Source organism: Streptomyces sp. NPDC045778 (assembly GCF_056431945.1).
On record NZ_JBWKJZ010000030.1, the window covers coordinates 47,242 to 73,338 of the forward strand.

General features: G+C 72.2%; 23 protein-coding genes. 7 read left to right on the forward strand and 16 right to left on the reverse strand.

The window, feature by feature from the left end:
* Positions 1-15: 15 nt before the first annotated feature.
* The 5 genes from AC07GB_RS30615 to AC07GB_RS30635 form a co-directional block, all read right to left on the reverse strand.
* Positions 16-1,314 carry an HAD family hydrolase gene (locus tag AC07GB_RS30615; protein ID WP_478851081.1) on the reverse strand — a complete coding sequence of 433 codons (1,299 nt, stop codon included), beginning with the start codon at positions 1,312-1,314 and terminating at the stop codon, positions 16-18.
* Between the two features lie 22 nt (positions 1,315-1,336).
* Positions 1,337-2,650, reverse strand: a complete 1,314-nt coding sequence (locus AC07GB_RS30620; protein ID WP_478851083.1) for an HAD family hydrolase — start codon at positions 2,648-2,650, stop codon at positions 1,337-1,339.
* A 77-nt stretch (positions 2,651-2,727) separates the two neighbouring features.
* Positions 2,728-3,510 carry a 3-oxoacyl-ACP reductase gene (locus AC07GB_RS30625; protein WP_478851085.1) on the reverse strand — a complete coding sequence of 261 codons (783 nt, stop codon included), beginning with the start codon at positions 3,508-3,510 and terminating at the stop codon, positions 2,728-2,730.
* Entirely contained in the window at positions 3,507-4,877 is a 1,371-nt protein-coding gene (locus AC07GB_RS30630; protein ID WP_478851087.1) for an aldehyde dehydrogenase family protein, read from the reverse strand. The genes AC07GB_RS30625 and AC07GB_RS30630 overlap by 4 nt, the downstream gene beginning before the upstream one ends.
* An 8-nt stretch (positions 4,878-4,885) precedes the next feature.
* Positions 4,886-6,250 carry a glutamine synthetase family protein gene (locus AC07GB_RS30635; protein WP_478851089.1) on the reverse strand — a complete coding sequence of 455 codons (1,365 nt, stop codon included), beginning with the start codon at positions 6,248-6,250 and terminating at the stop codon, positions 4,886-4,888.
* Positions 6,251-6,328: 78 nt separating this feature from the next.
* On the opposite strand from AC07GB_RS30635, the gene AC07GB_RS30640 reads away from it, so the two are divergent.
* The 3 genes from AC07GB_RS30640 (at position 6,329) to AC07GB_RS30650 (ending at position 9,611) form a co-directional block, all read left to right on the forward strand.
* The gene (locus AC07GB_RS30640; protein ID WP_478851091.1) at positions 6,329-7,054 is read left to right on the forward strand and encodes a FadR/GntR family transcriptional regulator; all 726 of its coding nucleotides are present in this window, start codon (positions 6,329-6,331) and stop codon (positions 7,052-7,054) included.
* 271 nt (positions 7,055-7,325) lie between these two features.
* Positions 7,326-8,777: an ethanolamine permease gene (gene eat / locus AC07GB_RS30645; protein ID WP_478851093.1), complete on the forward strand. Its 1,452-nt coding sequence runs from the start codon at positions 7,326-7,328 to the stop codon at positions 8,775-8,777.
* Positions 8,778-8,810: 33 nt separating this feature from the next.
* Positions 8,811-9,611, forward strand: coding sequence for a gamma-glutamyl-gamma-aminobutyrate hydrolase family protein (locus AC07GB_RS30650; protein ID WP_478851095.1), 801 nt, complete (start codon positions 8,811-8,813; stop codon positions 9,609-9,611).
* Between the two features lie 101 nt (positions 9,612-9,712).
* Here the strand turns inward: AC07GB_RS30650 and AC07GB_RS30655 are convergent, their stop codons facing one another.
* Positions 9,713-10,651: a LysR family transcriptional regulator gene (locus AC07GB_RS30655; protein ID WP_478851097.1), complete on the reverse strand. Its 939-nt coding sequence runs from the start codon at positions 10,649-10,651 to the stop codon at positions 9,713-9,715.
* Positions 10,652-10,721: 70 nt separating this feature from the next.
* On the opposite strand from AC07GB_RS30655, the gene AC07GB_RS30660 reads away from it, so the two are divergent.
* Positions 10,722-11,834, forward strand: coding sequence for a TDT family transporter (locus AC07GB_RS30660; RefSeq protein WP_478851099.1), 1,113 nt, complete (start codon positions 10,722-10,724; stop codon positions 11,832-11,834).
* Here the strand turns inward: AC07GB_RS30660 and AC07GB_RS30665 are convergent.
* The 4 genes from AC07GB_RS30665 to AC07GB_RS30680 all read right to left on the reverse strand — a co-directional run bounded on the left by AC07GB_RS30665 (position 11,803) and on the right by AC07GB_RS30680 (position 17,356).
* The gene (locus AC07GB_RS30665) at positions 11,803-12,540 is read right to left on the reverse strand and encodes a helical backbone metal receptor (RefSeq protein WP_478851101.1); all 738 of its coding nucleotides are present in this window, start codon (positions 12,538-12,540) and stop codon (positions 11,803-11,805) included. The two genes, AC07GB_RS30660 and AC07GB_RS30665, sit on opposite strands and share 32 nt — an antisense overlap.
* A gap of 3 nt (positions 12,541-12,543) precedes the next feature.
* Complete coding sequence (locus AC07GB_RS30670; protein WP_478851103.1) at positions 12,544-13,119, reverse strand: helix-turn-helix domain-containing protein; 576 nt, start codon at positions 13,117-13,119, stop codon at positions 12,544-12,546.
* 441 nt (positions 13,120-13,560) lie between these two features.
* The gene (locus tag AC07GB_RS30675) at positions 13,561-16,179 is read right to left on the reverse strand and encodes an ABC transporter permease/substrate binding protein (protein ID WP_478851105.1); all 2,619 of its coding nucleotides are present in this window, start codon (positions 16,177-16,179) and stop codon (positions 13,561-13,563) included.
* Entirely contained in the window at positions 16,172-17,356 is a 1,185-nt protein-coding gene (locus AC07GB_RS30680; RefSeq protein ID WP_478851107.1) for a quaternary amine ABC transporter ATP-binding protein, read from the reverse strand. Before AC07GB_RS30680 ends, AC07GB_RS30675 begins: the two co-directional genes overlap by 8 nt.
* A 420-nt stretch (positions 17,357-17,776) precedes the next feature.
* Here AC07GB_RS30680 and AC07GB_RS30685 point away from each other — a divergent pair, with 420 nt between their 5' ends.
* The gene (locus tag AC07GB_RS30685; protein ID WP_478851200.1) at positions 17,777-18,691 is read left to right on the forward strand and encodes a 5'-3' exonuclease; all 915 of its coding nucleotides are present in this window, start codon (positions 17,777-17,779) and stop codon (positions 18,689-18,691) included.
* A 60-nt stretch (positions 18,692-18,751) separates the two neighbouring features.
* Positions 18,752-19,585, forward strand: a complete 834-nt coding sequence (locus AC07GB_RS30690) for a siderophore-interacting protein (protein WP_478851109.1) — start codon at positions 18,752-18,754, stop codon at positions 19,583-19,585.
* Between the two features lie 13 nt (positions 19,586-19,598).
* Here AC07GB_RS30690 and AC07GB_RS30695 read toward each other — a convergent pair whose 3' ends face one another.
* Positions 19,599-20,177: a GNAT family N-acetyltransferase gene (locus AC07GB_RS30695; RefSeq protein ID WP_478851111.1), complete on the reverse strand. Its 579-nt coding sequence runs from the start codon at positions 20,175-20,177 to the stop codon at positions 19,599-19,601.
* Positions 20,178-20,283: 106 nt separating this feature from the next.
* Here AC07GB_RS30695 and AC07GB_RS30700 point away from each other — a divergent pair, with 106 nt between their 5' ends.
* Positions 20,284-21,231: a pseudouridine synthase gene (locus AC07GB_RS30700; protein WP_478851113.1), complete on the forward strand. Its 948-nt coding sequence runs from the start codon at positions 20,284-20,286 to the stop codon at positions 21,229-21,231.
* 9 nt (positions 21,232-21,240) lie between these two features.
* On the opposite strand, the gene AC07GB_RS30705 is transcribed toward AC07GB_RS30700, so the two are convergent.
* From AC07GB_RS30705 to AC07GB_RS30725, 5 genes are read right to left on the reverse strand one after another with little or no spacing between them, the layout of a single operon-like run.
* Positions 21,241-22,713, reverse strand: a complete 1,473-nt coding sequence (locus AC07GB_RS30705) for a cytochrome P450 (RefSeq protein ID WP_478851114.1) — start codon at positions 22,711-22,713, stop codon at positions 21,241-21,243.
* A 39-nt stretch (positions 22,714-22,752) separates the two neighbouring features.
* Entirely contained in the window at positions 22,753-23,382 is a 630-nt protein-coding gene (locus tag AC07GB_RS30710) for a GTP-binding protein (RefSeq protein WP_478851116.1), read from the reverse strand.
* Positions 23,363-23,782 carry a DUF742 domain-containing protein gene (locus AC07GB_RS30715; RefSeq protein ID WP_478851118.1) on the reverse strand — a complete coding sequence of 140 codons (420 nt, stop codon included), beginning with the start codon at positions 23,780-23,782 and terminating at the stop codon, positions 23,363-23,365. The genes AC07GB_RS30710 and AC07GB_RS30715 overlap by 20 nt, the downstream gene beginning before the upstream one ends.
* Positions 23,779-24,186: a roadblock/LC7 domain-containing protein gene (locus AC07GB_RS30720; RefSeq protein ID WP_385724178.1), complete on the reverse strand. Its 408-nt coding sequence runs from the start codon at positions 24,184-24,186 to the stop codon at positions 23,779-23,781. Before AC07GB_RS30720 ends, AC07GB_RS30715 begins: the two co-directional genes overlap by 4 nt.
* Positions 24,183-25,820, reverse strand: coding sequence for an ATP-binding protein (locus AC07GB_RS30725; protein WP_478851120.1), 1,638 nt, complete (start codon positions 25,818-25,820; stop codon positions 24,183-24,185). The genes AC07GB_RS30720 and AC07GB_RS30725 overlap by 4 nt, the downstream gene beginning before the upstream one ends.
* Positions 25,821-26,097: the final 277 nt, after the last annotated feature.

Sequence of the window (26,097 nt, forward strand, 5' to 3'; positions counted from 1 at the left end):
AGCCGGGTCAGGCCGTCAGTGGACGCTGTCCCGCTGGTCGGGGACCACGGAGCCGTCCTCGCGCAGGACGGGGCCCTTGCGTCCGTCGGGCTCGTTGTACGCGGCGGTCGAGCACGGGTAGGTGCCCGGCTTCTGCGGCAGCGGCTCGATGAACATGGGGTTCACGACCCAGCGGCCGTCGGCGTTGTCGTACGCGCGGCACATGAACTCGCCCTTGTTGCGGTTCAGCACGAGGTGCGCGCCGGTGGCGTCACCGACGAACGTCACGTCGGTGTCGGCGTCGCCGCCGCCCACCGCGATGCGCCGGCTCCAGCGCTGCTTGTCCCAGGCCTTCTTGCCCTTGATCTTGTAGATCTCCTGGTTGATGAAGCAGCGCTTGCCGTCGATGTACGGGATGACGTCGCCCTTGTTGACGCCGACGCCGCCGCAGCCCTGGTTCCAGGTGGTGATGCGGCCCTTGCCGTCCAGGACGGAGCGGATCGCGACGGTGTGCTTGCGGTCGATGCCCACCCCGCGTGACCACACCTCGGCCACGGGCTCGGAGCCCGCGGAGACGATGTAGACGTCGAAACCGGCCTTCTTCAGGGTGCGGATCAGATCGCGCTGCTGGTCGTAGTAGCGCGCGTAGCCGGGCACGGTGTGGCTGCCGATGGTGCGGGTGGTGCCGACGGGCGCGGCGAGGGCCTCCGTGCGGGCCTTCTTCGCGTACGTCTCCACCTCCTTGACGGTGTGTCCGGCGAAGAGCTGCGGCACCCAGGCGTACTGCGGGACGGTGCGGCGGTGGTGCCAGGTCCCGGCGAAGGCGGCGGCGCCGCCCATCGTGGTGCCGTCCTCGCGGATCTGGAGGATCTCGTCGGCGCAGTCGGTGTCGGTGGACGTGGGCAGCGGCTTGCCGACGGGCACCTTGGTGCCGCAGGCCTTGGTGAGGGCGCGGTGGCCCGCGGCCGTCATCCACTTGCTGGAGGACTTCCAGCTCTTGGGGCGCAGGATCTTGTCGTGCCGCAGCGCCCAGCTGATGGTGGCGTCGGTGACGTCGTTCTTGACGACGGTGTTGTCCCAGTCGAAGGCGGCGACGGGACGCTTCTGGCCGTGGCCGAGGTGCGGGTTGGAGCAGGTGCCCCGCTCGTCGATGACCCTTTGGAGGCGGGCGCGGTTGTCGCCGTACCAGGTGAGCTTCTTCGACAGCTGGGGACAGTGGGCGCCGGTGTGCGACGCGGGCGCGGCCGTGGCGGCGGCAGCGGGAAGCGCGACGGGCCCGGCCACCAGGGTGGCGGCCGAGGCCAGCGTCAGCGCCAGAACGTTTCTGTTACGCATGTGCGTGGACGCTACAGCAGTCCTACGAGGGCGCTGAACCCCCGTACACACTGTCCCGTTGGTCCGCGATGACCGATCCGTCCGCGCGGCGCACCGGGGCCTTCGTGCCGTCGCGGCCGGTGTAGCCGGTGGTGGCGCACGGGTAGGGCGCGGACTGCTCACCCTTGGGCTCGATGAACATGGGGTTGATCAGCCAGCGCCGGTCGCCGTTGTCGTAGGCGCGGCACATCAGCTCGGTCTTGTTGCGGTTCAGGACGAGCCGGAGGCCGGTGGCGTCGCGCAGGAAGGACACGTCGGTGTCGGAGTCGCCCGCGGCGAACACCTGGCGCTTCGCCGCAGGCTGTACCTTCTCGGCGGCCTTGCCGCGCACGCCGAGGATCCGCTCGTTGATGGCGCAGCGCTTGCCGTCGATGTACGTGATCATCGAGTCGGCGCCGTCCGCGACGGAGCCGCAGCCCTTGAGGCGGGCGGTGAGGCGGCCTTCGCGGGTGACGTTGCGGATGCCGAGGGTGTGCCGGGCGTCGAGACCGACGCCCTTCGCCCAGACCTCGGCGACGGGCTCGGGCGACGCGGAGACGACGTACACGTCGAAACCGGCCTTCTTCAGGGTGCGGATCAGATCGCGCTGCTGGTCGTAGTAGCGGGCCCAGCCGGTGACCCGGCCGGTGCCGACGCGCTGTGCGGCGCCGACGGGCGCGGCGAGGTTCTCGGCGCGGGCGGCGGCCGCGAAGTCCTTGACGCGGGCGGCGCTCAGGCCCCGCAGGAGCTGGGCGAGCCAGGCGTACTGCGGCTCCATGCGGCGGTGGTCGAACCCGGCGAAGGCTTCCTTGCCGGTGGTCGTGGTGCCCTCGCCGTACACGGAGGCGATCTCGTCGGCGCAGGCGGTGTTCGTCCCGGTGGGAAGGGTGCGGCCGGTGGCCGGGCAGGCCTTGGTGAGGGCCTTGGCGGCGGGTGCGGTGAGGTAGCGGCTCGTGGTGCGCCAGTCGCCGCGCTCGGGGGTGCGTATCTTGCCGTGGCGCAGCATCCAGAACATGGTGGCGTCGCCCACGTCGTTCTTGATGACCGTGTTGTCCCAGTCGAAGACGGCGAGGGGCTTGTCGTGCTTGTCGGACTTGCCGTACCTGTCGCCGCAGCGGCCGTAGGTGTCGAGGAGGCGCTGGAGGCGGTCCTTGTTGTCCCCGTACCAGCCCTTCGAGACGGTGAGGGCGGGGCACGTCGCGGCGGCGGTGCCGTGCGCGGCGCGGGGGGCCGGGGCGGCCTGGGCGGTGGTGGCGAGGCCGGTCCCGGCGACGGCGAGGGCGGCGGCGGCCGCGTACCAGCGATGCTTGGTCTTCATGAACACGGTGCCTGTCTACGCAGGTCAGCCGGGCGCCTCACGACGCCCGGCTGATCGGTGGGTGGCCTCTGGGTGAACTACTGGGGCGTGACGTACGCCCCGGAGATGCCGCCGTCGACGAGGAAGTCCGTGGCGTTCACGAACGCGGAGTCGTCGCTGGCGAGGAAGGCGACCGCGGCGGCGATCTCCTCGGCCTCGGCGAAGCGGCCCACCGGGATGTGCACGAGGCGGCGTGCGGCGCGCTCGGGGTCCTTGGCGAACAGCTCCTGGAGCAGCGGGGTGTTCACCGGGCCCGGGCACAGCGCGTTCACGCGGATGCCCTCGCGGGCGAACTGCACGCCCAGCTCGCGGGACATCGCGAGTACGCCGCCCTTGGACGCGGTGTACGAGATCTGCGAGGTCGCGGCGCCCATCCGGGCCACGAACGAGGCTGTGTTGATGATGGAGCCCTTGCCCTGGCGCCGCATGTAGGGGATGGCGGCCTTGCAGCACAGGTACACGGAGGTGAGGTTGACCTCTTGGACGCGCTTCCAGGCCTCCAGGCCGGTGTCCAGGATGGAGTCGTCGTCGGGCGGCGAGATGCCCGCGTTGTTGAAGGCGATGTCGACCGAGCCGTAGGTGTCGTACGCCGTCTTGAACAGCGTCTCGACCTGCTCGGCGTCGGTGACGTCGACCTTCACGTATGTCCCGCCGACCTCCTCGGCGGCCTTCTTGCCCGCGGTGTCGTCGATGTCGCCGCACACCACGTGCGCGCCCTCGGAGGCGAGGCGGCGTGCGGTGGCGAGGCCGATGCCGCTGCCCGCGCCGGTGATGACGGCGGTGCGGCCGACGAGGCGGCGGCAGATGTTCTCTTCGGTCACAGTGACGGGCCCTCCGTGCTGATGAAGACGTTCTTGGTTTCCGTGAAGGCGGTCAGGGCGTCCGGACCCAGCTCCCGCCCGAGTCCGGACTGGCCGTAACCCCCGAAGGGGGTCCAGTAGCGCACGCTGGAGTGCGAGTTGACGGACAGGTTGCCTGCCCGCACGGCCTGGGAGACGCGCAGCGCCCGGCCCACGTCCCGGGTCCAGACCGAGCCCGAGAGGCCGTAGTCGGTGGCGTTGGCGAGGCGGACCGCCTCGGCCTCGTCCTCGAAGGGCAGCACCACGGCCACCGGGCCGAAGACCTCCTCGACGGCGACCGGCGAGGTCGGCTCCGCGTCGGTGAGGACGGTGGGCGGGAACCAGAAGCCGGGCCCTTCGGGGGCGCTGCCGCGGATGCCCGTGCCCGCGGGCACGTAGGAGCGCACCCGGTCCAGCTGGGCGCGGGAGATGAGGGGGCCCATCTGGGTCTTCTCGTCGGCCGGGTCGCCGACGACGTACGACTCGATCAGGGGTGTCAGGACCTCGACGAAGCGGTCGTAGACGGAGCGCTGCACGAGGACGCGGGTGCGGGCGCAGCAGTCCTGGCCGGAGTTGTCGAGGAACGAGCCGGGCGCGGCGAGGGCGGCGGCCTCCACGTCGGCGTCGGCGAAGACGATGTTCGGGCTCTTGCCGCCGAGTTCGAGGGTCACGCGCTTCACGCGGTCCGCGCACTTGGCCATGATCCGCTTGCCCACGCCGGTCGACCCGGTGAACACGATCTTGGCGACGCCGGGGTGCTCCACGAGGGCGTTCCCGGCGACGGCGCCCTCGCCGGGCAGGACCTGGAACAGGCCCTCCGGCAGGCCCGCCGCCAGGGCAAGCTCGGCCAGGCGCAGGGCGGTGAGCGGGGTGGTCTCGGCGGGCTTGAGGACGACCGCGTTGCCCGCCGCGAGGGCCGGGGCGGTGCCCCAGGCGGCGATGGGCATCGGGAAGTTCCAGGGCGCGATGACGCCGATGACGCCGAGGGGTTCGAGGATCGTGACGTCGAGGCCGCCGGGGACGGGGATCTGCCGGCCGTTGAGGCGCTCGGCGCCGCCCGCCGCGTAGTCGAACAGGTCCCGGGCGTTGCCCGCCTCCCAGCGGGCGTTGCCGATGACGTGCCCGGCCTCGCGCACCTCGAGCCGCGCCAGCTCCTCGATGTGGCCGTCGATGACGGTGGCGAAGCGGCGCAGGAGCCGGGCCCGGTCGGCGGGGGCCACGGCGGCCCACTTCTCCTGCGCCCGGGCGGCGCGCGCGACGGCGGCGTCGACGTCCGCCGGGGTGGCTGCGGGGACGGTCGCGACGACGTCCTCCGTCGCCGGGTTCAGTACCTGGAGTGTTTCGAGCAAGACGTGCCTCACATGCGTTCGAAGGAGCGGCGCAGCTCCCAGTCGGTCACCGCGGAGTCGAAGGCGTCCAGCTCGACCCGCGCCATGTTGCGGTAGTGCGCGACGACCTCGTCGCCGAACGCGGCCTTGGCGACGGGGCTGTTCTCCCACAGCTCGGCGGCCTCGCGCAGGGTCGTCGGGACGTGTGCGTAGTCGGCGGTGTAGGCGTTGCCCGTGCACGCTTCGGGCAGTTCCAGCTGCTGTTCGATGCCGTACAGGCCGGCCGCGACCAGACCGGCGACGGCCAGGTGCGGGTTGACGTCGCCGCCGGGAAGGCGGTTCTCGAAGCGCAGCGAACGGCCGTGGCCGACCACCCGCAGGGAGCAGGTGCGGTTGTCGTAGCCCCAGGCGGCCGCGGTCGGCGCGAAGGAGCCCGGCTGGAAGCGCTTGTACGAGTTGATGTGGGGCGCGTACAGGAGGCTGAAGTCGCGCAGCGCCGCGAGCTGGCCCGCGAGGAAGTGGCGCATGACGGGCGACATGCCTCCGGGGCCGTCCCCCGCCATGGCGTTGGCGCCGTCGGCGTCCTGGAGCGAGAGGTGGATGTGACAGGAGTTGCCCTCGCGCTCGTTGTACTTCGCCATGAAGGTGATCGACACGCCTTCCTGGGCGGCGATCTCCTTGGCGCCTGTCTTGTACAGCGCGTGCTGGTCGCAGGTGACGAGGGCCTCGTCGTAGCGGAACACGATCTCGTGCTGACCCGGGTTGCACTCGCCCTTGGCGGACTCCACCGTCAGGCCCGCGCCCGCCATCTCGTTGCGGATGCGGCGCAGGAGCGGCTCGATGCGGCCGGTGCCGAGGACGGAGTAGTCGATGTTGTACTGATTGGCGGGGGTGAGGCCCTGGTAGCCCGCGTCCCAGGCCTGCTCGTAGGTGTCCTTGAAGACGATGAACTCCAACTCGGTGCCGACGTGCGCGGTGTAGCCGTGCTCGGCGAGCCGCTCCAGCTGGCGGCGCAGGATCTGGCGCGGGGCCGCGACGACCGGCGAGCCGTCGTCCCAGGCCAGGTCGGCGATGAGCAGCGCGGTGCCCTCGTGCCAGGGGACGCGGCGCAGGGTGGAGAGGTCGGGGCGCATGGCGAAGTCGCCGTACCCGCGCTCCCAGGAGGACATCGCGTAGCCGTCGACGGTGTTCATCTCGGGGTCCACGGCCAGGAGGTAGTTGCAGCCCTCCGTGCCGTGCTCCAGGACCTCGTCGAGGAAGAACGGGGCGGCGAACCGCTTGCCCTGGAGCCGCCCTTGCATGTCGGGGAAGGCCAGGACGACAGTGTCGATCTCACCGCTCGCCACGAGGGCACGCAGCTCCTCGACGCCGAGCGGGGGTGTGCGGTCTGCCACGGGAAAAGCCTCCTTGGGTCAGCCGAGTGGCCATAAGGTATGGGCAAGAACCATTGCTTGGGAAGGGGGTACGGGCAGATGTCCCACGCGCGGGGCGAGGATCGCCTCAATCAGGTGCTGCGACCGGTCCGTGCGGGCAACGGCTTCGAGGAGGCTCTGGAGCAGATCCTCCAGGTCGTCCGCCTCGGCCTGGTGCCCGGCGGCGAACGGCTTCCGGCGGAGCGAGAGTTGGCCGATCTGCTCGGCATCAGCCGGGTCACGCTGCGCGAGGTCCTGAAGGTGCTCCAGGACCAGGGCCTGGTGGAGTCCCGGCGCGGGCGCTACGGCGGCACCTTCGTGCGCCCGCGCGCGGAGGCGCCGGGCGAGGCCGAGCTGCGCCGCCGGGTCGCCGGCGCGGACGTGGAGGACGCGCTGCGCTTCCGCGAGGTCCTCGAAGTGGGCGCGGCGGGCCTGTGCGCGGCGCACGGCCTCACCGCCGAGCAGGCCGACCGGCTGCGCGAGGCCCTCGCGCGCACCCATGACGCGCCCCTCGCCGACTACCGCCGCCTGGACACCCTGCTGCACCTCACGCTCGCCGAGCTGTCCGGCTCCCCCACGCTCACCGCGCAGTACGCGGCGGTCCGCGCGACCGTCAACGACCTGCTGGACTGCATCCCCCTGCTGGTCCGCAACCTGGAGCACTCGCAGCGCCAGCACACCGCCCTCGTGGAGGCCGTGCTCGACGGGGACGCGGACGGGGCGCGGGAGATGATGCGCGAGCACTGCGCGGGTACGGCGGCGCTGCTGCGGGGCTTCCTGACCTGAGCCGCGGGCGCGCGGACACCCCCTCCGCGGGCGCGCGGGCGCTCCCTTCGCAGGCGCGCGGGCTCCCCCTCCGCGGGCCGGACGAGCGCCCCCTCCGCGGACCGGGCGAGCACCCCCTCCGCGGACCGGGCGAGCGCCCCCTCGCGGGCCGCACGGTTAACCAGCACGTTACGCACAGGTCTTGATTTCTGTCCGCCCGCACCGCGAGGGTATGCCTCCACACCGCAAAGGTATGTCCTCAATCCATTGAGCGCCGCAGGGGGAGCCCCGCATGAGCCTGGAGTCCACGGAGCCGACGAAGGCGCGCGCCGCCGAAGGCGACGACTATCTGGAGCGGCGCGCCCTGCGCCGCGGCAACGCCGGATGGGTGCTGCTGACCGGCCTCGGCGTCGCGTACGTCGTCTCCGGCGACTACTCGGGCTGGAACTCCGGGCTGAAGGAGGGCGGCTTCGGCGGCCTGGCCATCGCGATGGCCCTCATGGGCGTGATGTACACCTGCATGGTCCTCTCGCTCGCGGAGCTGTCGTCCGTCCTGCCGACGGCGGGCGGCGGCTACGGCTTCGCGCGCCGCGCCCTCGGCCCCTGGGGCGGCTTCCTGACCGGCACGGCGATCCTCATCGAGTACATCCTCGCGCCCGCCGCGATCTCCATCTTCATCGGCGACTACGTGGAGTCGCTCGGCCTCTTCGGCCTGGAGTCGGGCTGGCCGGTCTACCTCGCCTGCTTCGTGATCTTCATCGGCATCCATCTGTGGGGCGTCGGCGAGGCCCTGCGGTTCAGCTTCGTCGTGACCGGCGTCGCGGTGGTGGCGCTGCTCGTGTTCGCCGTCGGCGCGTTCACGGACTTCGACGGCTCGAAGCTCAACGACATCCCCGTGGATCACGACGCGTTCGGTGCCAACTCGTGGCTGCCGCTGGGGATTCTGGGCATCTGGGCGGCGTTCCCGTTCGGCATGTGGTTCTTCCTGGGCGTGGAGGGCGTGCCGCTCGCGGCCGAGGAGACGAAGGACCCGGCACGCACGCTGCCGCGGGCGATCCGCTGGTCGATGCTCATCCTGGTCGCCCTCGCGGTCCTGACGTTCCTCGCCTCGGCGGGCGCGCGCGGCTCCGCCGCCATCCAGTCGACCGGCAACCCCCTGGTGGACGCCCTCCAGCCGGACGGCGAGCGCACGGGCCTGAGCCGCGTCATCAACTACGCGGGCCTCGCGGGCCTGGTCGCCTCCTTCTTCTCCCTGATCTACGCCGGTTCGCGCCAGCTCTTCGCCCTGTCCCGAGCGGGCTACCTGCCGCGCTTCCTGTCCCTGACGAGCAGCCGCAAGGCGCCCTACCTGGGCCTGCTCGTGCCGGGCGCGATCGGCTTCTCACTCGCGGCAGCCAGCGGCGACGGGGCGCGCATGCTGAACGTGGCGGTCTTCGGCGCGACCATCTCCTACGCCCTGATGTCGCTCTCCCACATCGTGCTGCGCCGCCGCGAGCCGGGCCTCGAGCGGCCCTACCGCACGCCCGGCGGCGTCCTGACCTCGTCGGTGGCGCTCGTCCTCGCCTGCGCCGCGCTGGTGGCCACGTTCCTGGTGGACGTCACGGCGGCGTTCATCGCCCTCGGCGTGTACGGGGTGGCGATCGCGTACTTCGGCCTGTACAGCCGCAAGCATCTGGTGGCGCGGGCACCGGAGGAGGAGTTCGCGGCACTGGCCGCCGCGGAGGCCGAACTGGAACGGAACTAGACGGAACTAGTACGACAGCAGAGGGAGTTCGAAGTGAACGGGAACGTCAAGCGGCCGCTGATCGGCGTCAGCACCTATCTGGAGGCCGAGGCGCGCTGGGGCGTGTGGACGCTGCCCGCCGCGCTGCTGCCCGCCGGGTATCCGCGCCTGGTGCAGGCGGCGGGCGGCCTCGCGTCGATGCTGCCGCCCGACGACCCGGCGTACGCGGCGGACGTCGTGGCCTGCCTCGACGGCCTGGTCGTCGCTGGCGGCCCCGACGTGGAGCCGGCCCGCTACGGCGCCGAGCGCGAGGAGCGCACGGGCCCGCCCGCGAAGGAGCGCGACGCCTGGGAACTCGCCCTGATCCGCGCCGCCCTGGCCGCCGGCACGCCCCTGCTCGGCATCTGCCGGGGCATGCAACTCCTCAACGTCGCCCTGGGCGGCACGCTGATCCAGCACCTGGACGGCCACGCCAAGGCCCCCGGCGTCTTCAGTACGCACACGGTCAGGCCGGTCCCCGGCACCCGGTACGCCACGGCCGTGCCGGACGCCTCCACGGACGTCCCCACGTACCACCACCAGGCGGTGGACCGCCTCGGCCAGGGCCTCGTCCCCTCCGCCCACGCGGACGACGGCACCGTCGAGGCCGTCGAACTGCCGGGCCCCACCTGGGTCCTGGGCGTGCAGTGGCACCCGGAGGCGGGCACGGACACCCGGGTGATGGAGGCACTGGTGAGGGCCGCGGCAGCCCCCCAAAGGAGCGCGGGGAACTGCGCGACCAGCCACAACAAAGCCGCAGACACCCAACGACAGACACCGGCAACCCCCGGACCACCCAGCCCACACCCCGCCTAGACCCAAGCCTGGTGCCCCCCAAAGGGGCGCGGGGAACTGCGCGACCAGCCACGACCCAGCCGCAGACGTCTCACGGCAAAGGGCGGCAACCCCAGGGACGCTCAAGCCCCGTCGCGCGTAAGCCCCAGCAGCTCCCGCGCGGGCCCGACGGGCACCTGCCCCATGGGCCACACGGCCCGCAGCTCGCGGCGCAGCCGCACCCCCTCCACCGCCACCCGCACCAGGCGACGGGCAGCCAACTCGTCGCCAAGGGCCAACTCACTGACCACAGCGGGCCCGGCCCCGCTCACCGCGGCGGACTTCACCGCGGTGGTGGAGGACAGCTCCATGAGCGGCGGCGCGAGCCCACCGATGGCCGTGTCCAGGACCTGCCGGGTGCCGGACCCCTGCTCGCGCAGGATCAGCGACGTCCCGGCAAGCTCCGCCGCCGCGAGGGGCGCGCGCCGCCGCGCCCAGGGGTGGCCCGGCGCGACCACCACGATCAGCCGGTCGTGCCCGACCACCGCCGCGTCCAGGCCGGCCGGCACCCTCAGCCCCTCCACGAAGCCGAGGTCGGCGTCGCCGCCGAGAAGCCGCTCCGCGACCTCCGCGGAGTTCCCCGCGAGCAGAGAGACGGCCGTGTCCGGGCGCCGGGCGCGCAGCGCGATCAGCCAGCCGGGCAGCAGGTACTCGGCGATGGTCATGCTCGCCGCCACCCGCAGGCGCGAGTCACGGCGGCCCCGCAGCGCCTGCGCGCCGGCGTCGAAGGCCTCGGCCGCCTCCACGATCCGCCGCGCCCAGTCGGTGACGAGGGCCCCCGCCTCCGTCAGCCGCGAGCCGCGCGGGGAGCGCTCCACCAGGGCCACGCCGAGCTGCCGCTCCATGGACCGGACGCGCCCGCTCGCCGCGGGCTGGCTGATGCCGAGTTCCCGCGCCGCCCGGCCTAGGCTGCCGAGCCGTGCCACGGCGAGCAGCAGCTCCAGGGCCGCCAGGTCCGGCACCCGGTGCGCGAGCGGCGCCCCCGGCGGGGTGTCCGCGGAACGCGACGAAGCTGAGGTCATAAGCCCAGGTTATGCCCTGATAGCCACAAGATCCCTGGTGGGCCGGGCGGCGGGGGCGCACCGTGGAGTCATGGTCACCGCAGCGCACAGCAGCCCCCGGGCGCACCCCCGCACTCCCCTCGCCGCCGTCCGGCACCTCGGCCCCAACTGGTACGCCGCCGTCATGGGCACGGCGATCATCGCCAACGCGGGTGTGACGCTGCCGTACGACCTGCCGGGCCTGCGCACGGCCTGCGCCGCCGTGTGGGCGCTGTCCCTGCTGATGCTGACCGCGCTCCTGCTCGCGCGCGCCGCGCACTGGGCGCACCACCGCGACCAGGCCCGCGCGCACCTCCTCGACCCGGCCATGGCCCCGTTCTACGGCTGTCTGTCCATGGCCCTGCTCGCGGTCGGCGGGGCGACCGTGCTCGTCGGCCGGGACTGGATAGGCACCGGCGCGGCGGTCGCCCTCGACACCGTCCTGTTCACCGCGGGCACGGCGATCGGCCTCGCGGCGGCCGTCGCCATCCCGTACCTGATGGTGGTCCGGCACAAGATCGCGGCCGATCAGGCGTCCCCGGTGTGGCTCCTGCCCGTCGTGGCCCCCATGGTCGCCGCGGCCCTCGGCCCGCTGCTCGTGCCCCACCTGCCGGCCGGGCAGGCCCAGCGGACCCTGCTCTACGCCTGCTTCGCGATGTTCGGCATCAGCCTGCTCGCCACCCTGGTGATGCTGCCGCTGATCTTCGCCCGCCTGGTCACCGGGCCCCCGCTGCCCCTCGCGCTGACCCCCACCGTCTTCCTGGTCCTCGGCCCGCTCGGCCAGTCCACGACCGCCGCCAACAAGTTCGCCGACGTGGCGCAGGGCGTGCTGCCCGCCCCCTACGACCAGGGCTTCGCGGTCTTCGCCGTGCTGTACGGCGTCCCGGTGCTCGGCTTCGCCCTGATGTGGCTGGCCCTCGCGACCGCGATGGTGGTCCGCGCCCGGCGCGCGGGCATGGGCTTCGCGATGACCTGGTGGGCCTTCACCTTCCCCGTCGGCACCTGCGTCACCGGCGCCGCGGGCCTCGGCCGCCACACCGGACTCGCCGCCTACGACTGGCTGGCCGCGGCCCTCTTCGCCGTCCTGGTGACCGCGTGGTCGGTGGCCGTCATCCGGACGACCCGGGGCCTGCTCAACGGACGGCTGCTCGCAGCGCCCCGCTGAGCACCCCCGGTGCCTCCCGCAGCGACGGTCCGTACCAGGTGAGGTGGCGTCCGCTGACCAGCGCGGCGGGCAGGCCGGGGAACGCCTCGGGGCCGTCGTCGGCCGTGAAGCGGTAGGGCTCGTCCGGGAGCACCACCAGGTCAGGGCCGGCGGCGCGCAGTTCGTCGAGCGGGACGCGCGGGTAGCGCTCGGCGTGCGTCCCGTAGGCGTTGTCCACGCCCAGGCGCGCGAGCAGGTCCCCCGCGAACGTGTCCCGGCCGAGCACCATCCAGGGCCGCCGCCAGATCGGCACGGCCGCCCGCAGCCGGGTGCCCGGGCGCGGCAGGCCGGCCCAGACGTCCTCGGCCTCGGCCAGCCACCGCGGCCGCGCGGGCCCGCCGCAGGCGGCGAGCACCCGGGTCAGCTCGCGGAAGGCCTGCTCCAGGCCCCGCACCTCCGTGACCAGGACCTCGAGGCCCGCGGCGCGCAGGGCGGCCAGGTCGGCGGGGCGGTTCTCCTCCTCGTTGGCGAGCACCAGGTCCGGGGTGAGCGCGCGGACCGCGGCGACGTCCGGGTTCTTCGTGCCGCCGATCCGGGCGACGCCGAGGTCGTCGAGATCCGCCGGGTGGCTGCACCAGTCGGTGGCCCCCACCAGGGCGCCCGGCACGGTCACGGCGACCGCTTCGGTCAGGGACGGCACCAGGGAGACCACCCGGGCGGAGGGCATCGCTCAGCGCCGCCCCGCGTCCAGGGCCTCGATGTGGTCGCCCACGGCGACGACGAGCACCCGCGCGTCCGCGGCCGTGGCCCGCCAGCGGTGCCGTACGCCGCCCGTCAGATACAGGGAGTCCCCCCGCCCGAGGCGGTAGGCACGGCCTTCGGCCTCGACCTCGACGGCGCCCGCGATGACGTACATCAGCTCGTCGTTGCGGTGCTGGAACTCGCGGCCCTCGTCGTGGTCGCCCACGTACTCGAAGGCGTGCAGCTGGTGGTGGCCGCGCACCAGGTCCCGTACGTGCGTCTCGGGGGTGCCGCCGGCCAGGCACACCTCGTCGTCGGCGCGCACCAGGTCGACCGTGCCGGTCGGGTCCGCGGCGGCGAGCAGCTCCACGGCGGTGGTGCCGAGCGCGTCCGCGACCCGCTCCAGGGACCGCATGCTGGGCCGGGCCCGCTCGTTCTCGACCTGGCTCAGGAACGGCACCGACAGGCCGCTGCGCCGGGAGACGACCGCCAGGGTGAGCTCCAGCTGACGGCGGCGCCGCCGTACGGCCGAGCCCACCCGGAGGTTTTCCTTGTGCTCGTCCATCGCCTCGGCTCCCTTCTTCTCTTGCGCGCTTCGGCCCACTCGTCCGAGCCGGTGCCTTCACCCTGATGGGTTTTCTGCACCCTACGCATGTTCGCCAAACGGTTTTACCCAGTTGGGCGGACCGTGCGCAGGTTCCGGCCGAGCGCCGGGGCGCGCGCCGTCGCGGGGCCGTCGCCCCGCGCGCTCATCACCCAACGCCCGACGGACCCAGAATCGTCGCCGGAGGGGGCCGCGCACCGCAACTCCGGCACCTTCCCGGCCCGTCCGGCGCACGTTCTCGGCGCCCGGCGACCCGCCCCGGAGCACACGTACGCCCGCCCACCCGTCCCGGAGCGGGACGAGCGGGCGGGCGGAATCCGCCGCGCATCGGCGGAGCACCACGACGGCACGGGCGGCTTCAAGCCTCCGATGGAACCGGAGGCGGAGCGGCCGGTCCCACGGCTACTGCGGAGTCATCCGGTCCGGAACCTCCGGGTGCTCCTTCAGCCACGCGGCGACAGCCTGCTCCTCATGGCCCTTGCCACGCTTCTTGATCTCGTTCTCCAGGCCCGCCAGCTCCGACTCGCTCATCTTGAACTTCTTGAACCACTTCGTGAGCTGCGGGTACTGCTCGGGGAACTTCTTGCTGGTGATCGTGCGGATCGTGTCGCCCTCACCGAAGGCACCCTTGGGGTCCTTCAGCTTGGTCAGGCCGTACTCGCTGTACGCCCAGTGCGGCGACCACAGCAGCACGGCGACCGGCTCCTTCTTGGCGTACGCGCGCTTCAGCTCGGCGAGCATCGCGGGCGTCGAGCCGCTGGCGATCTTGTACTCGTCCTTGAGCCCGTACCCGGGCAGGACCTCGTCCTTGAGCTTCTGCATCACGCCGGTGCCCGGCTCGATGCCGACGATCTTGCCGTTGAAGGTGTCGCCCTTGCCCTTGAGGTCGGCCAGGGACTTCACGCCCTTCACATAGGACGGTACGGCGACTTCGAGCGACGTCGGGCTGTACCAGGTGCCCATGTCGACGAGGTCGTCCTTGTGCTTGTCCCAGTAGTTCTTCTGCGTACTGGGCAGCCAGGCGTCGAAGTTCACGTCGATGTCGCCCTGCGCGAGGCCGGTGTAGACCGGGCCCACGTCGGACTGCGACAGCTTCATCTTGTAGCCGCGCCGCTCCAGGACGTTCTTCCACAGGTACGTGACGGCCACGTCCTCGTCCCAGGGGAACCACGCGACGTTCAGGGTCCGCTTGGCCTCCGCCGGGGTGGCGCCCTTGCCCGCGGCCACCGGGGCCCACTTGTCGACCAGGCCGGGGTTCTGCTTCAGCCAGGCACGCACGGCGTCCTGCTGCTTGCCCTTGCCCGCCTTGTTGATCTCCGCCTCAAGGCCCGTGAGCTGCTTCTCGCTCATCTTGAAGTCCTTGAGCCACTTGGCGACCTCGGGGTGGTCACCGCCGAAGCCCTTGCGGGACAGCGTGTGCACGCCGTCGCCCTTGCCCCAGGCGCCCTTGGGGTCCTTCAGCTTCTTCAGGTCGAACTCGCTGTACGCCCAGTGCGGCGACCACAGGGTCACGACGATCGGCTGCTTCTTGGCGTACGCGCGCTTCAGCTCGGCGAGCATCGCGGGCGTGGAGCCGTCGACGACGTCGAAGTCCTTCTCCAGGCCGTACTCCTTGAGCACCTTGTCCTTGAGCAGCTTCATCATGCCCGCGCTGGACTCGATGCCGATGACCTTGCCCTTGAAGGTGCCCTTCTTGCTCTTGAGGTCCTCCAGGGAGTCGACGTCCTTCATGTACGAGGGGACGGTCAGCTCCAGGGACGTCGGGCCGTACCAGCGGCCGAGGTCGTCCAGCTTGTCGCCGTACTTCTCCCAGTACGAGGCGTGCGTCGTCGGCAGCCAGGAGTCCGTCTGGAAGTCGATGCTGCCCTGGGCGAGCGAGGTGTAGAGCGGGCCCGCGTCGAGCTGCTTGGCGTTCACCTTGAAGCCGCGCTGCTCCAGGATCTCCTTCCAGAGGAAGGTGGAGGCGACGCCCTCGTCCCAGGGGATGTAGCCGACGTTCAGCTCCTTACCGTGGCCGACGTTCTTGCCGTCCGCGGCGGTGGCGGTCTCGTCGTCCGAGCCGCCGAAGACGCCCATGCCGCCGGCGACGAGCGCGAGGACGACGACACCGATCACGGCGAAGGCCGGGCGCGGCCGGTAGCTCCACAGCTTCAGGCCCTGCGCGGCGCGCGCCTTGGCGGCGGCGCGACGGCCGAGGGGCGACACCTGGGTGCCCAGGGACGCGGTCATGCGGTCCAGGTAGATCGCGAGGATCACGATGGAGACGCCCGACTCGGCGCCGAGGCCGACGTCGAGCTGGCCGATGGACTCGTTCACGTCGGCGCCGAGGCCGCCGGTGCCGACCATGCCCGCGATGGCGGCCATGGACAGGCCCAGCATGATGACCTGGTTGACACCAGCCATGATCGTCGGGAGCGCGAGGGGCAGCTGGACGCGGAACAGGACGTTGCGCGGCGTCGTACCGAACGCCTCGGCCGCCTCGACCAGCTCCTTGTCGACCTGGCGGATGCCCAGCTCGGTCATGCGCACGCCGGGCGCGAGGGCGAAGATCAGCGTCGCCACGATGCCTGCCGGACCGCCCATGCCGAAGAACAGGATGGCCGGAATGAGGTAGATCATCGCGGGCAGCGTCTGCATCAGGTCGAGCACCGGCCGGATCAGCGCGCTGACCCGGTTCGAGCGCGCGGCCCAGATGCCCAGCGGCACGGCCACGAGCAGGGCGATGATCGTCGCCACCAGCACCAGGGACAGCGTGATCATCGCGTTGTCCCACAGTTCGAGGGAGTCGATGAACGCGAAGCCGACGAAGGTCAGCGCGCCCGCGGTCAGCCCGCGCAGCCAGAACGCGACGACGGCGAAGATGCCCGCGAGCAGCAGCGGCTCGGGAGCCTGGAGGACCTCGATGATCCGGTCGTTCATACCGCTGAGCACGGACTCGATGAAGCTGAACAGCCAGTCGAGGTGTGTCGTGAGCCAGTCGACCGCGTCGTTGACCCAGTCGCCGAGATGAATCCTAGGCACCGCTGCTCACCTTGCCCACGCTCTTGCCGCCGTCGTCGTCGGCGCTCATGCCGGGGACCGCGTCCTTGACCGGTGCCGGGATGACGGCGCTCGGGGCCGCCTCCTGTTGCGTGGTCGGCTCGCCGAGCACGGCGAGGAGCCGGGCCCGCGGTACGACGCCGACGAGCGCGCCGTCCGCGCCGGTCACGGCGACGGCGACGCCGCTCGTGGAGCACGGCGTGAAGAGCTCGATGATCGGCGTGTCCTCGGCCACCGTCGCGGGCGCGGCCGCCAGCACGTCGGCGGCGGTGCGCAGGGCGGTGCCCTCGGGGGTCGTGGTCCCGTACACGGTCTCCGGGTCGGCCATGATGGCGCCCGCGGTCAGCACCCGGGCGCGGTCGACGTCCTGCGTGAACGCGGCGACGTAGTCGTTGGCCGGGGTGACGAGGATGTCCTCGGCGGTGCCGGTCTGGACGATGCGGCCGTCGCGCATGACGGCTATCTGGTCGCCGAGGCGCATGGCCTCGTTCAGGTCGTGGGTGATGAAGACGATGGTCTTCTTCAGCGTCTTCTGGAGTTCGAGAAGCTGGTCCTGCATGTCGCGCCGGATCAGCGGGTCGAGGGCGCTGAACGACTCGTCCATGAGCAGCAGGTCGGCGTCCGTGGCCAGGGCGCGGGCCAGGCCCACGCGCTGCTGCATGCCGCCGGACAGCTCGTCGGGCCAGGACTTCTCCCAGCCCTTGAGCCCGGCCAGCTCAAGGGCTTCGGTGGCCCGGCGCTCGCGCTCGGCGCGCGGCAGGCCCTGGACCTCCAGGCCGTACGCGGCGTTCTCCAGGACGCTGCGGTGCGGGAACAGCGCGAAGTGCTGGAACACCATGCTGATCTTGCGGGAGCGGACCTCGCGCAGCTCGCGCGGGCTGAGCTTCGTCAGGTCCTGGCCGTCGAAGAGCACCTGCCCGGCCGTCGGTTCCGAGAGCCCGTTGAGCATGCGCAGCAACGTGGACTTGCCGGATCCGGAGAGACCCATGACGACGAAGATCTGGCCCGGCTCGACGGTGAAGGACGCGTCGACCACCGCGGCGGTGGTCCCCTCGGCGCGCAGTTCCTCACGGTCGGCTCCGGCGCGGAGCCTGGCCACCGCGTCGTCGGGTCGTCTGCCGAACACTTTGTACAGGTGTTCGGCTTGCAGCCTGGACACATACACCTCTCGGGTCGCACGAAGACGGCCCGCCTCCCCCGTCGGCGGGCCGTGGAGCGACACGGGATCGCCCGCTGCCCGGCCGGTTGACGTCAAGAAGTTGAAAACGCGACCGGGTCCGCTCCGCGTGCGCGCCTGCCCCCGTTGACACGGAGCAAACCAGACGTGTCCCAGGTCACAGGGGCCTCCCCTGTTGCCGCCGGGCCGGATCGCGCTGCGCGCTCGCCCTCAAACGCCGGACGGGCTGGATGGTTGCCGGTGCGGACCGGATCCCGCCCGCGACTCGACACGGGTCCGCAGGGGGCACGGGGGCGGCAGCCCCCGGAGCGGGAAGGGGCGGGTCCGGGGCGCCCCGCGAGGGCACCTCCTGTCACACCCGTGCGGCAAGATGCATTCGTGACCCACCAAACCCGACGGCTCATGCTGCTCGACACGGCGTCCCTGTACTTCCGGGCCTACTTCGGCGTCCCCGAATCCGTGAAGGCCCCGGACGGCACCCCGGTCAACGCGGTCCGCGGCCTGCTCGAATTCATCACCCGCCTCGTCCAGGACCACCGCCCCGACGACCTGGTCGCCTGCATGGACGCGGACTGGCGCCCGCACTGGCGCGTCGAGCTGATCCCCTCGTACAAGGCGCACCGCGTGGCACAGGAGTCCCCCGAGGGCTCCACGGCCCCGGACGTGGAGGAGACCCCGGACACCCTCTCGCCCCAGGTGCCGGTGATCGAGGCCGTCCTGGACGCCCTCGGCATCGCCCGCGTCGGCGTCCCGGCGTACGAGGCGGACGACGTGATCGGCACCTATACGGCCCGCGCCCGTGGCCCGGTCGACATCGTCACCGGCGACCGCGACCTGTTCCAGCTGGTCGACGACGCGCGCGGGATCCGCGTCCTGTACCCGCTCAAGGGCGTCGGCACCCTCCAGATGACGGACGAGGCCCTGCTGCGCGAGAAGTACGGCGTCAACGGCCCCGGCTACGTGGACCTGGCCCTGCTGCGCGGCGACCCCAGCGACGGCCTGCCCGGCGTGCCCGGCATCGGCGAGAAGACCGCGGCGAAGCTGCTCGACGCCTTCGGCGACCTGGCCGGGATCATGGCGGCGGTGGACGACCCGAAGTCCAAGCTGACGCCGTCGCAGCGCAAGCGGCTCGACGAGGCCCGCCCGTACGTGGCCGTCGCGCCGAAGGTGGTGCGGGTCGCCGACGACGTACCGCTGCCGGATGCGGACGTCGCGCTTCCGCACGCGCCGCGCGATCCGGAGGCCCTGGACGCGCTCGCCGCCCGCTGGGGACTCGGGGGTTCGCTCGGCCGGCTCCTCACCACGCTCCAGGCGTGAGCGAGGACCGGATGTTAGGTTAGGTGAACCTAACAAGTTGTGGATCAGGGGAGGCACACCATGGCAGAGCGGCCCGCACGCAAGAGTCCCACGCCTCATGTCGCGCAGGTCGTCCGCACCGAACGGCTCACCCCTCACATGCAGCGGGTGGTCCTCGGCGGCGACGGTCTGGCGGAGTTCTCGGCCGGTGACTGCACCGACCACTACGTGAAGCTCCTGTTCGCTCCCCCGGGCGTGACCTACCCCGAGCCCTTCGACCTCCAGCGCATCCGCGAGGAGCTGCCGCGCGAGCAGTGGCCCGTCACCCGTACGTACACCGTGCGCTGGTGGGACCCCAAGACGCGCGAGCTTGCCCTGGACTTCGTCGTCCACGGCGACCAGGGCCTGGCCGGGCCCTGGTCGCTGCGGGCCGCGCCGGGCGACACGGTGCGCCTGCTCGGCCCCGGCGGCGCGTACGCCCCGGACCCGGCCGCCGACTGGCATCTGATCGCCGGTGACGAGAGCGCGCTGCCCGCGATCGCCGCCGCCCTCGAAGCCCTGCCGGAGGGCGCCCAGGTGCGCGCCTTCGTGGAGATCGAAGGCCCCGAGGAGGAGCAGCCGATCGCCACCGGCGCGGAGGTCGTCTGGCTGCACCGCGCGGGCCGCCCGGTCGGGCAGGCCCTCGTCGAGGCCGTCCGCTCCCTGGACTTCCCCGAGGGCACCCCGCACGTCTTCGTGCACGGCGAGGCGGGCTTCGTGAAGGAGCTGCGCCGCGTCCTGCGCGTCGAGCACCAGATCCCCCGCGAGCGCCTGTCCATCTCCGGCTACTGGCGCCTCGGCCACAACGAGGACGGCTGGCAGGCCTCAAAGCGCGAGTGGAACGCCCAGGTGGAGGCCGAGCAGGAGGCCGCTTAGCCGCCGCGCGGGGCTATGCGCGGATCCGCGCGTGCAGGTGCATGTCGTGCCAGCCGTCCTCGTGCAGGACCGCGCTGCGCTGGGTGCCCTCAGGGGCATAGCCCGTCTTCAGGGCGACGCGGCAGGACGCCTCGTTACGGGTGGAGTGGCGCAGCTCCAGGCGGTGCAGGCCGAGGCCGTCGAAGGCCCAGGAGGTCAGTGCCGTCACCGCGTGCGTGGCGACGCCCCGCCCGCGGGCGCGCGGCATGGTCCAGTAGGCCATCTCCGCCTGGCCGTCGGGGAGGTTGATCATGCGCAGGGCGGCCCGGCCGAGGACGGCGTCGGTGTCCGCGTCGACGGCCGCCCACTGCACGCTGCTCTCCTCCTCGTACTCCTTGCGCCAGGATTCCATCCACGCGCGGACCTCGTCCTCGGAGTCGGCCACGCGCGCGTGCCAGCGCTGGATGACGGGGTCCTGGAAGGCTTCGTACACAGCGGGCGCGTCCGTGGCCGCCCACGGGCGCAGGAGCAGGCCGCCGGGGGCGGGCAGCGTCGGCTGGGCCCGGCCGGCGAGGGCACCGGGCTCGACCACGCTCGAGATCTTGAAAGGCATGCCCTCATGGTGCTGCCGGAGGCCGTCGCGGCCCAGCGATTTTCGCCGCCTCCCCCGGGCGGCCCCGCGGGTCGCGGCCCTCGGCCGCCCCGTACGCTGGTCCGACGTGAGACGAAAGCCCCGCGTGCCCCCGGCCCCGCTCCCCCAGCGCGACGGCGTCGACCCGGTGCGGGTGCGCCTGCCCCCGGACGGCGCGTGGGCGACCGTACGCGACCACCTCGTGGCGCGGCTCGCGGCCGGGCCCGGTGTCGTCGACCGGATGCTGCGCGAGGGCCTGATTGTCGGCGCGGACGGCACGCCCCTCACCGCCGACACCCCGTACGCGGCGGGCCTGTACGTGTGGTTCCACCGGGACCTGCCCGACGAGCCCCGGGTGCCGGGCGCCCTCACCGTCGTGTACCGCGACGAGCACATCGTCGTCGCCGACAAGCCGCACTTCCTCGCGACGATGCCGCGCGGCAGCCACGTGACGCAGACCGCGCTCGCCCGGCTCCGCGCCGACCTCGGCATCCCCGCGCTCGGCGCCGCGCACCGCCTGGACCGGCTCACCGCCGGGCTGCTCCTCTTCACCGTACGGCCCGAGGAGCGCGGCGCGTACCAGACCCTCTTCGCCGACCGGCGGGTGCGCAAGGAGTACGAGGCCGTGGCCGCGTACGACCCGGCCGTCGCGCTGCCCCGCACCGTCCGCAGCCACATCGTCAAGGAGCGCGGGGTGCTCGCCGCGTACGAGGTGCCGGACGCCGAGCCCAACAGCAAGAGCCGGGTCGAACTGCTCGCGCACGACGGCCACGTCGGGCGCTACCGGCTCCTGCCGCACACCGGCCGCACCCATCAGCTGCGCGTCCACATGAACGCGCTCGGCCTGCCCCTGCTCGGGGACCCGCTCTACCCCGCGGTGCGCCCGCCCGTGGCGCCGGACGACTTCCGGCGCCCGCTCCAACTGCTCGCCCGCGCGCTGGAGTTCACGGACCCGCTCACGGGCGCGGCACACCGCTTCGTCAGCGAGCGGGCCCTGGACGCCTGGACGTCGTACGGAGCGTGGGCCGACGGCTGAGGCGCGCGCTCAGTAGCCCCGCCACCACTCCAGGAAGCGCCGCCACGCGCCTTTGCGGCGGACCGGCGCCACAGCCGCGGGAGCGCTCGCCGCGGGCGGCGCCGGCGGCGGGGCGACGGGCGGCAGCTGCGCTTCCGGCAGGGGCGAGGACACCTCCCAGGCCTTGCGCGGCGCCGGCACCTGCGCCATGGGCCGGGCGCCGACGTCCTGCGGCGGCCGCTTGCCGAACGTCACCGGCAGCGACACCAGGTGCCGGGACAGGATCGACGAGCGCCAGGTCAGCTCGGCCTCGTCCACGGCCAGTTCGACGTCCGGGAGCCGCATCAGGAGCGCGTCCACGCCGGTGTCGGCGATGGCGCGGCCGATGTCCTGGCCGGGGCACTCGTGCGGCCCGCCGCTGAAGGCGAGGTGGGAGCGGTTGCCCTGCATGTTGGCGGACAGGTCGGGGCGCACGACCGGGTCGACGTTGCCGGGCTGGATGCCGAGCAGCAGGCCGTCGCCCGCCTTGATCTGCTGGCCGCCGAGCTGCGTGTCCTGCTTGGCGAAGTAGCCGACCATCGCGCTGAACGGCGGCTCGTCCCACAGCGACTGCTCCACCGCCTCGGGCACGGTCATCTGGCCGCCGCTGAGCTGGGCGCGGAAGCGCGGGTCGGTGAGCACCATCCGCAGCACGTTCGCGATCAGGTTCGCGGTGGCCTCGTACGCGGCGATGAGCACCAGGCGCAGGTGCTCGGCCATCTCGTCGTCGGTGAGCCGCTGCGGCTGGGCGATGAGGGCGCTGGTGAAGTCCTCCTCGGGCTGCGCGCGGCGGCGCACCACGTGCCGGGTGAGGGCCTCCATCACGAAGGCGTTGCTGGCGATGGCCGTCTCGGTGCCCTTGATCATGTCGCGGGCGGCCTGCACCATGCGGTCGCTGTAGTCCTCGGGCATGCCGAGCACGTGCAGCATCACCATCATCGGCAGGTGCTCGGCGAACTGGCTGACCAGGTCGGCCTCGCCCTTCTCGCAGATGCCGTTGAGCAGCTTGTTGCTGTAGCGGTTGATGTGGCGGCGGATGCCGCGGTGGTCGAGGCCCGCCATGGCGCCGGTGACCGCGCCGCGCAGCCGCTGGTGCTCGGCGCCCTCGGCGAAGCTGCACATCGGCTGCCAGCTGAACACGGGCGCGAGCGGGTGGTCGGGGCCCGCGCTGCCGTCCTTGACGGCGCTCCACACGCGCGAGTCGCGGGTGTACTGCGAGGGCGTGCGCACCATGTGCAGGTTCTCGCTGTGGCCGAGCACCGCCCAGACGCGTACGTCGTTGTGGATCAGCGCGGGCGCCACGGGGCCGTGCTCGGCGCGCAGCTTCTCGTACACGCCCGCGAGGTCCTCGTCGGCCTCGGGTCCGTACAGGCGGCGCAGTCCGCCCGCGCCGAGGGCGGCGCCCTGATGCGCGGGGCAGCCGGGCGGCGCGGCGGGAGAAGGGGATGAGGAGGGAGTCGTCACGGTGGTCGCTCCGGGGTCGCGAAGGTGGTGCGGCCGGGTCTAGGCCCGGGCCATGGCGAGGGAGTGCAGATAGCGCATGAGGGTGAGGAGCGCGTCCCGGCTGGAGGAGCGCCGCCGCGCGTCGCAGTGCACGATCGGCACCTCCTTCTCCAGGTCCAGGGCGGTGCGCAGGGCCTCGACGGGGTGCCGGGGCGCGTCCGGGAAGTCGTTGACGGCGATGATGAAGGGGACGCCGCGCTCCTCCAGACGGCCTATCACGTCGAAGCTGACTTCGAGGCGGCGCGTGTCGATGAGCACGACCGCGCCGAGCGCGCCTTCGAAGAGGCCGTTCCACAGGAACCAGAACCGCTCCTGGCCGGGGGTGCCGAACAGGTAGAGGACCAGTTCGTCGGAGATGCTGATGCGCCCGAAGTCCATGGCGACGGTTGTGGCGGTCTTGGTCTCGGAGCCGTAGTTGTCGTCGACGCCGATCCCGGCCTGCGTCATGGTCTCTTCGGTGGTCAGCGGGCGGATCTCGCTGACGGAGCCCACCATCGTGGTCTTGCCCACCCCGAAGCCGCCCACGATGACGATCTTCACGGCGGCGGTGGCCGAGGCGGGCAGGACGTCCTGCGCCCGTGGCCCGGCGTACACGCCGGAGGTGAGCGTGTCAGAGCTTTTGAAGTCCATGCATCACCGCTTCGAGGAGGGAACGGTCGGGGAGCGCGGAGCGCACGAGCGGAGCGCGCGCCTGCACTAAGTCCGCCGCGAGCAGCTCCGTGAGGAGCACGGTCACCACGCTGAACGGCAGCACCAGATAGGCCGACAGCTCCGCCACGGACAGCGGGGTCCTGCACAGGCGCAGCAGCGCCGACTGCTCGGGCTGTGCCGTCGGCGACGGCTCTCCTTTGGCGACGATCAGCGTGACCAGGTCGAGCGGCGCCCGCTCGGAGTCCTCGCCGGTGAGGATGTAGAGCCTCGCCGGGTTCGCGGCGTTCTCCGGGCTGCGGCGCTCCCGCTGGGCGGTCACCTCGGCCTGGAAGCGGGGGTCGTGGGGATCGTCGTACGGGGGGTCTTGCGGATGAGTCATACGGCCTGCCCGTCTCGCCGCGGCGGGCTCGTCAGGTGGGCGCCGATGCGGACGACGAGGTCGCGCATGCGGTTGCCGATCAGGCCCGCGTCCACGGTCTCCTCGGCGAGCACGGCCAGATAGGCTCCCGCGCCCGCGGCCATCATGTAGAAGTAGCCGCCGTTGACCTCGATGATGACCATGCGCATCTTGCCGTCGCTCTCCGGGATCTCGGTGGCGACGGCCGCGGCGAGGCTCTGGAGTCCCGCGCAGGCGGCGGCGAGGCGGTCGGCGCCGTCGGGGTCGCCGCCGTGGCGCGCGATGCGCAGGCCGTCGGCGGAGAGCACCACGATCTGCCGGGTGCCGTGCACGCCGTCCGCGAGTTCCTTGAGCATCCAGTCGAAGTTGGCCCGCTGCTGGATCACTTCCAGCCCCCCTCGTCGGCGTGGTCGGTGCTGCCGTGGTCGTTCTCGGTGCGGTCCCGCTGTGGGGCCGCCGGGTCCGCCGGTTTCTCGCCGGGGCCCGGGTCCTCGCCGTTGACGCCCTTCATGAAGGCCTCGATCCACAGACCGGGTTCGGGTTCCTCCTTCTTCTGGACGGGCTGGCTGACGGCTTGCGGGGGCGCGGCGGACATGGCCGCCTCGGCGCGCCGCTGTGCCTCCGCCTCCTGCGCGTAGCGCTGGCTGAGGGGCATCTTGACTCGACTCCTGCGCTGGGGAAGGCCGTTGGCCGTCCACTCGGTGACTTCGGGGATCTCGTCCTCCATGGACGCGGTGAACGGCATGGAGGGGCGCGGCATGGTGGTGACCTTGCGCGGCTTCTTGCGCCGGATGTCGCGGGCCTCCTCGATGATCGTGCCGTCCGCGTTGACGCGCGGTACCGCGGAGGCGCCGATGCCGTGCGCGAGGCCGTGCGCGGGAGCGGCGGTGAGCATGTCGCGCGGCACGATCAGAACGGCGCGTACGCCGCCGTAGGCGGACTGCCGCAGGGAGACCTGCATGTTGTACATCTGTGAGAGGCGCCCCACCACGGCCATGCCGAGCCGGGGGGTCTCGCCGAGGTCGTTGAGGTCCATGCCCTGCTGGGCCTGTTCGAGCATGCGCTCGGCGCGGCCGCGGGCCTCCTCGCTGAGGCTGACGCCGCCGTCCTCGATCTCGATGGCGATGCCCGTCTGCACCTCGACCGCGGTGACGTGCACGCGGGTCTGCGGCGGGGAGTAGCGGGTGGCGTTGTCGAGGAGTTCGGCGCAGGCGTGGATGAGCGGCTCGACCTTGGTGCCGTGGATGGCGACCTTGGCGATGGAGTGCAGATCGACGCGCTGGTACTCCAGGATGCGGGACATGGCGCCGCGCAGCACGCTGAACAGCGGGACGGGCTTGGGCCACTGGCGGCCGGGCCGGGCGCCGCCGAGGACCGTGATCGAGTCGGCGAGGCGGCCGATCAGGGCCGTGCCGTGGTCGATGCGCAGCAGGTCGTCGAAGACCTCGGGGTTGCGGCCGTGGAACTCCTCCATCTCGCGGAGTTCGGCGGCCTGTTGGTGGACGATGGACTGCACGCGGCGGGCGATGTTGACGAAGGCGCGCTGGGAGTTCTCGCGCATCGCCTCCTCGCGGTCCAGGATGTCCAGGATGCAGCGGAGCAGCACGCGCTGCGAGTGCGGCAGCCGGCGGTTGGTCTCGTCGCCGTCGATGACGTGGCGGATGACCTCAGAGGGGGCCTCGCCCTGCCGGACCCGGTAGAGGGTCTCGGGCAGCAGCTCCTGGCCCAGCCGCTCGGTGTCCTCGTCGAGGGCCGCGATGCGCCGCTCCAGGTGGGCGACCCGCTCGGTGTGACTCTTGCGCAGTTCCCGGATGGCGCGGCCGCGGCGCGCGGCCTCGGCGCCGACGGCGATCACCATGAGCGTGGCGACGGCGCCGCACCAGGCCACGGCGGTCCTGGCCGGTGCCGCGACGACGGCGACGGCGGCTCCGGACGCCGCCGCCATCACCATGGCGGGCAGCAACAGCACGCGTGCGTAAGGGACTTCTCGGCCACCGGGAGGCGATTGAACACTCACCATGTATGCCCTCTGAACGCTCGTCTTGGGGGGAGGAAGTTGGGGGAAGGGGGGATGTGCGTGGGGTGATGCGTGAGGTGATGCATGAGGTGGTACGCGGGGTTCGGGTGTGGCGGGGAGATCTGGTGGTGCGCGGGGGTTCAGGTAGTACCTGGGAAAACGACGTGGTGCGCGGGGAGTTCGCCATGTGGCGGGAGTGCGTGGGGAGTTCTGTAGGTGGGGGTGGTACATGGGGGTTTCGACGCGTACGGGAAAACGAAGTATCGAATATCAGGCACAA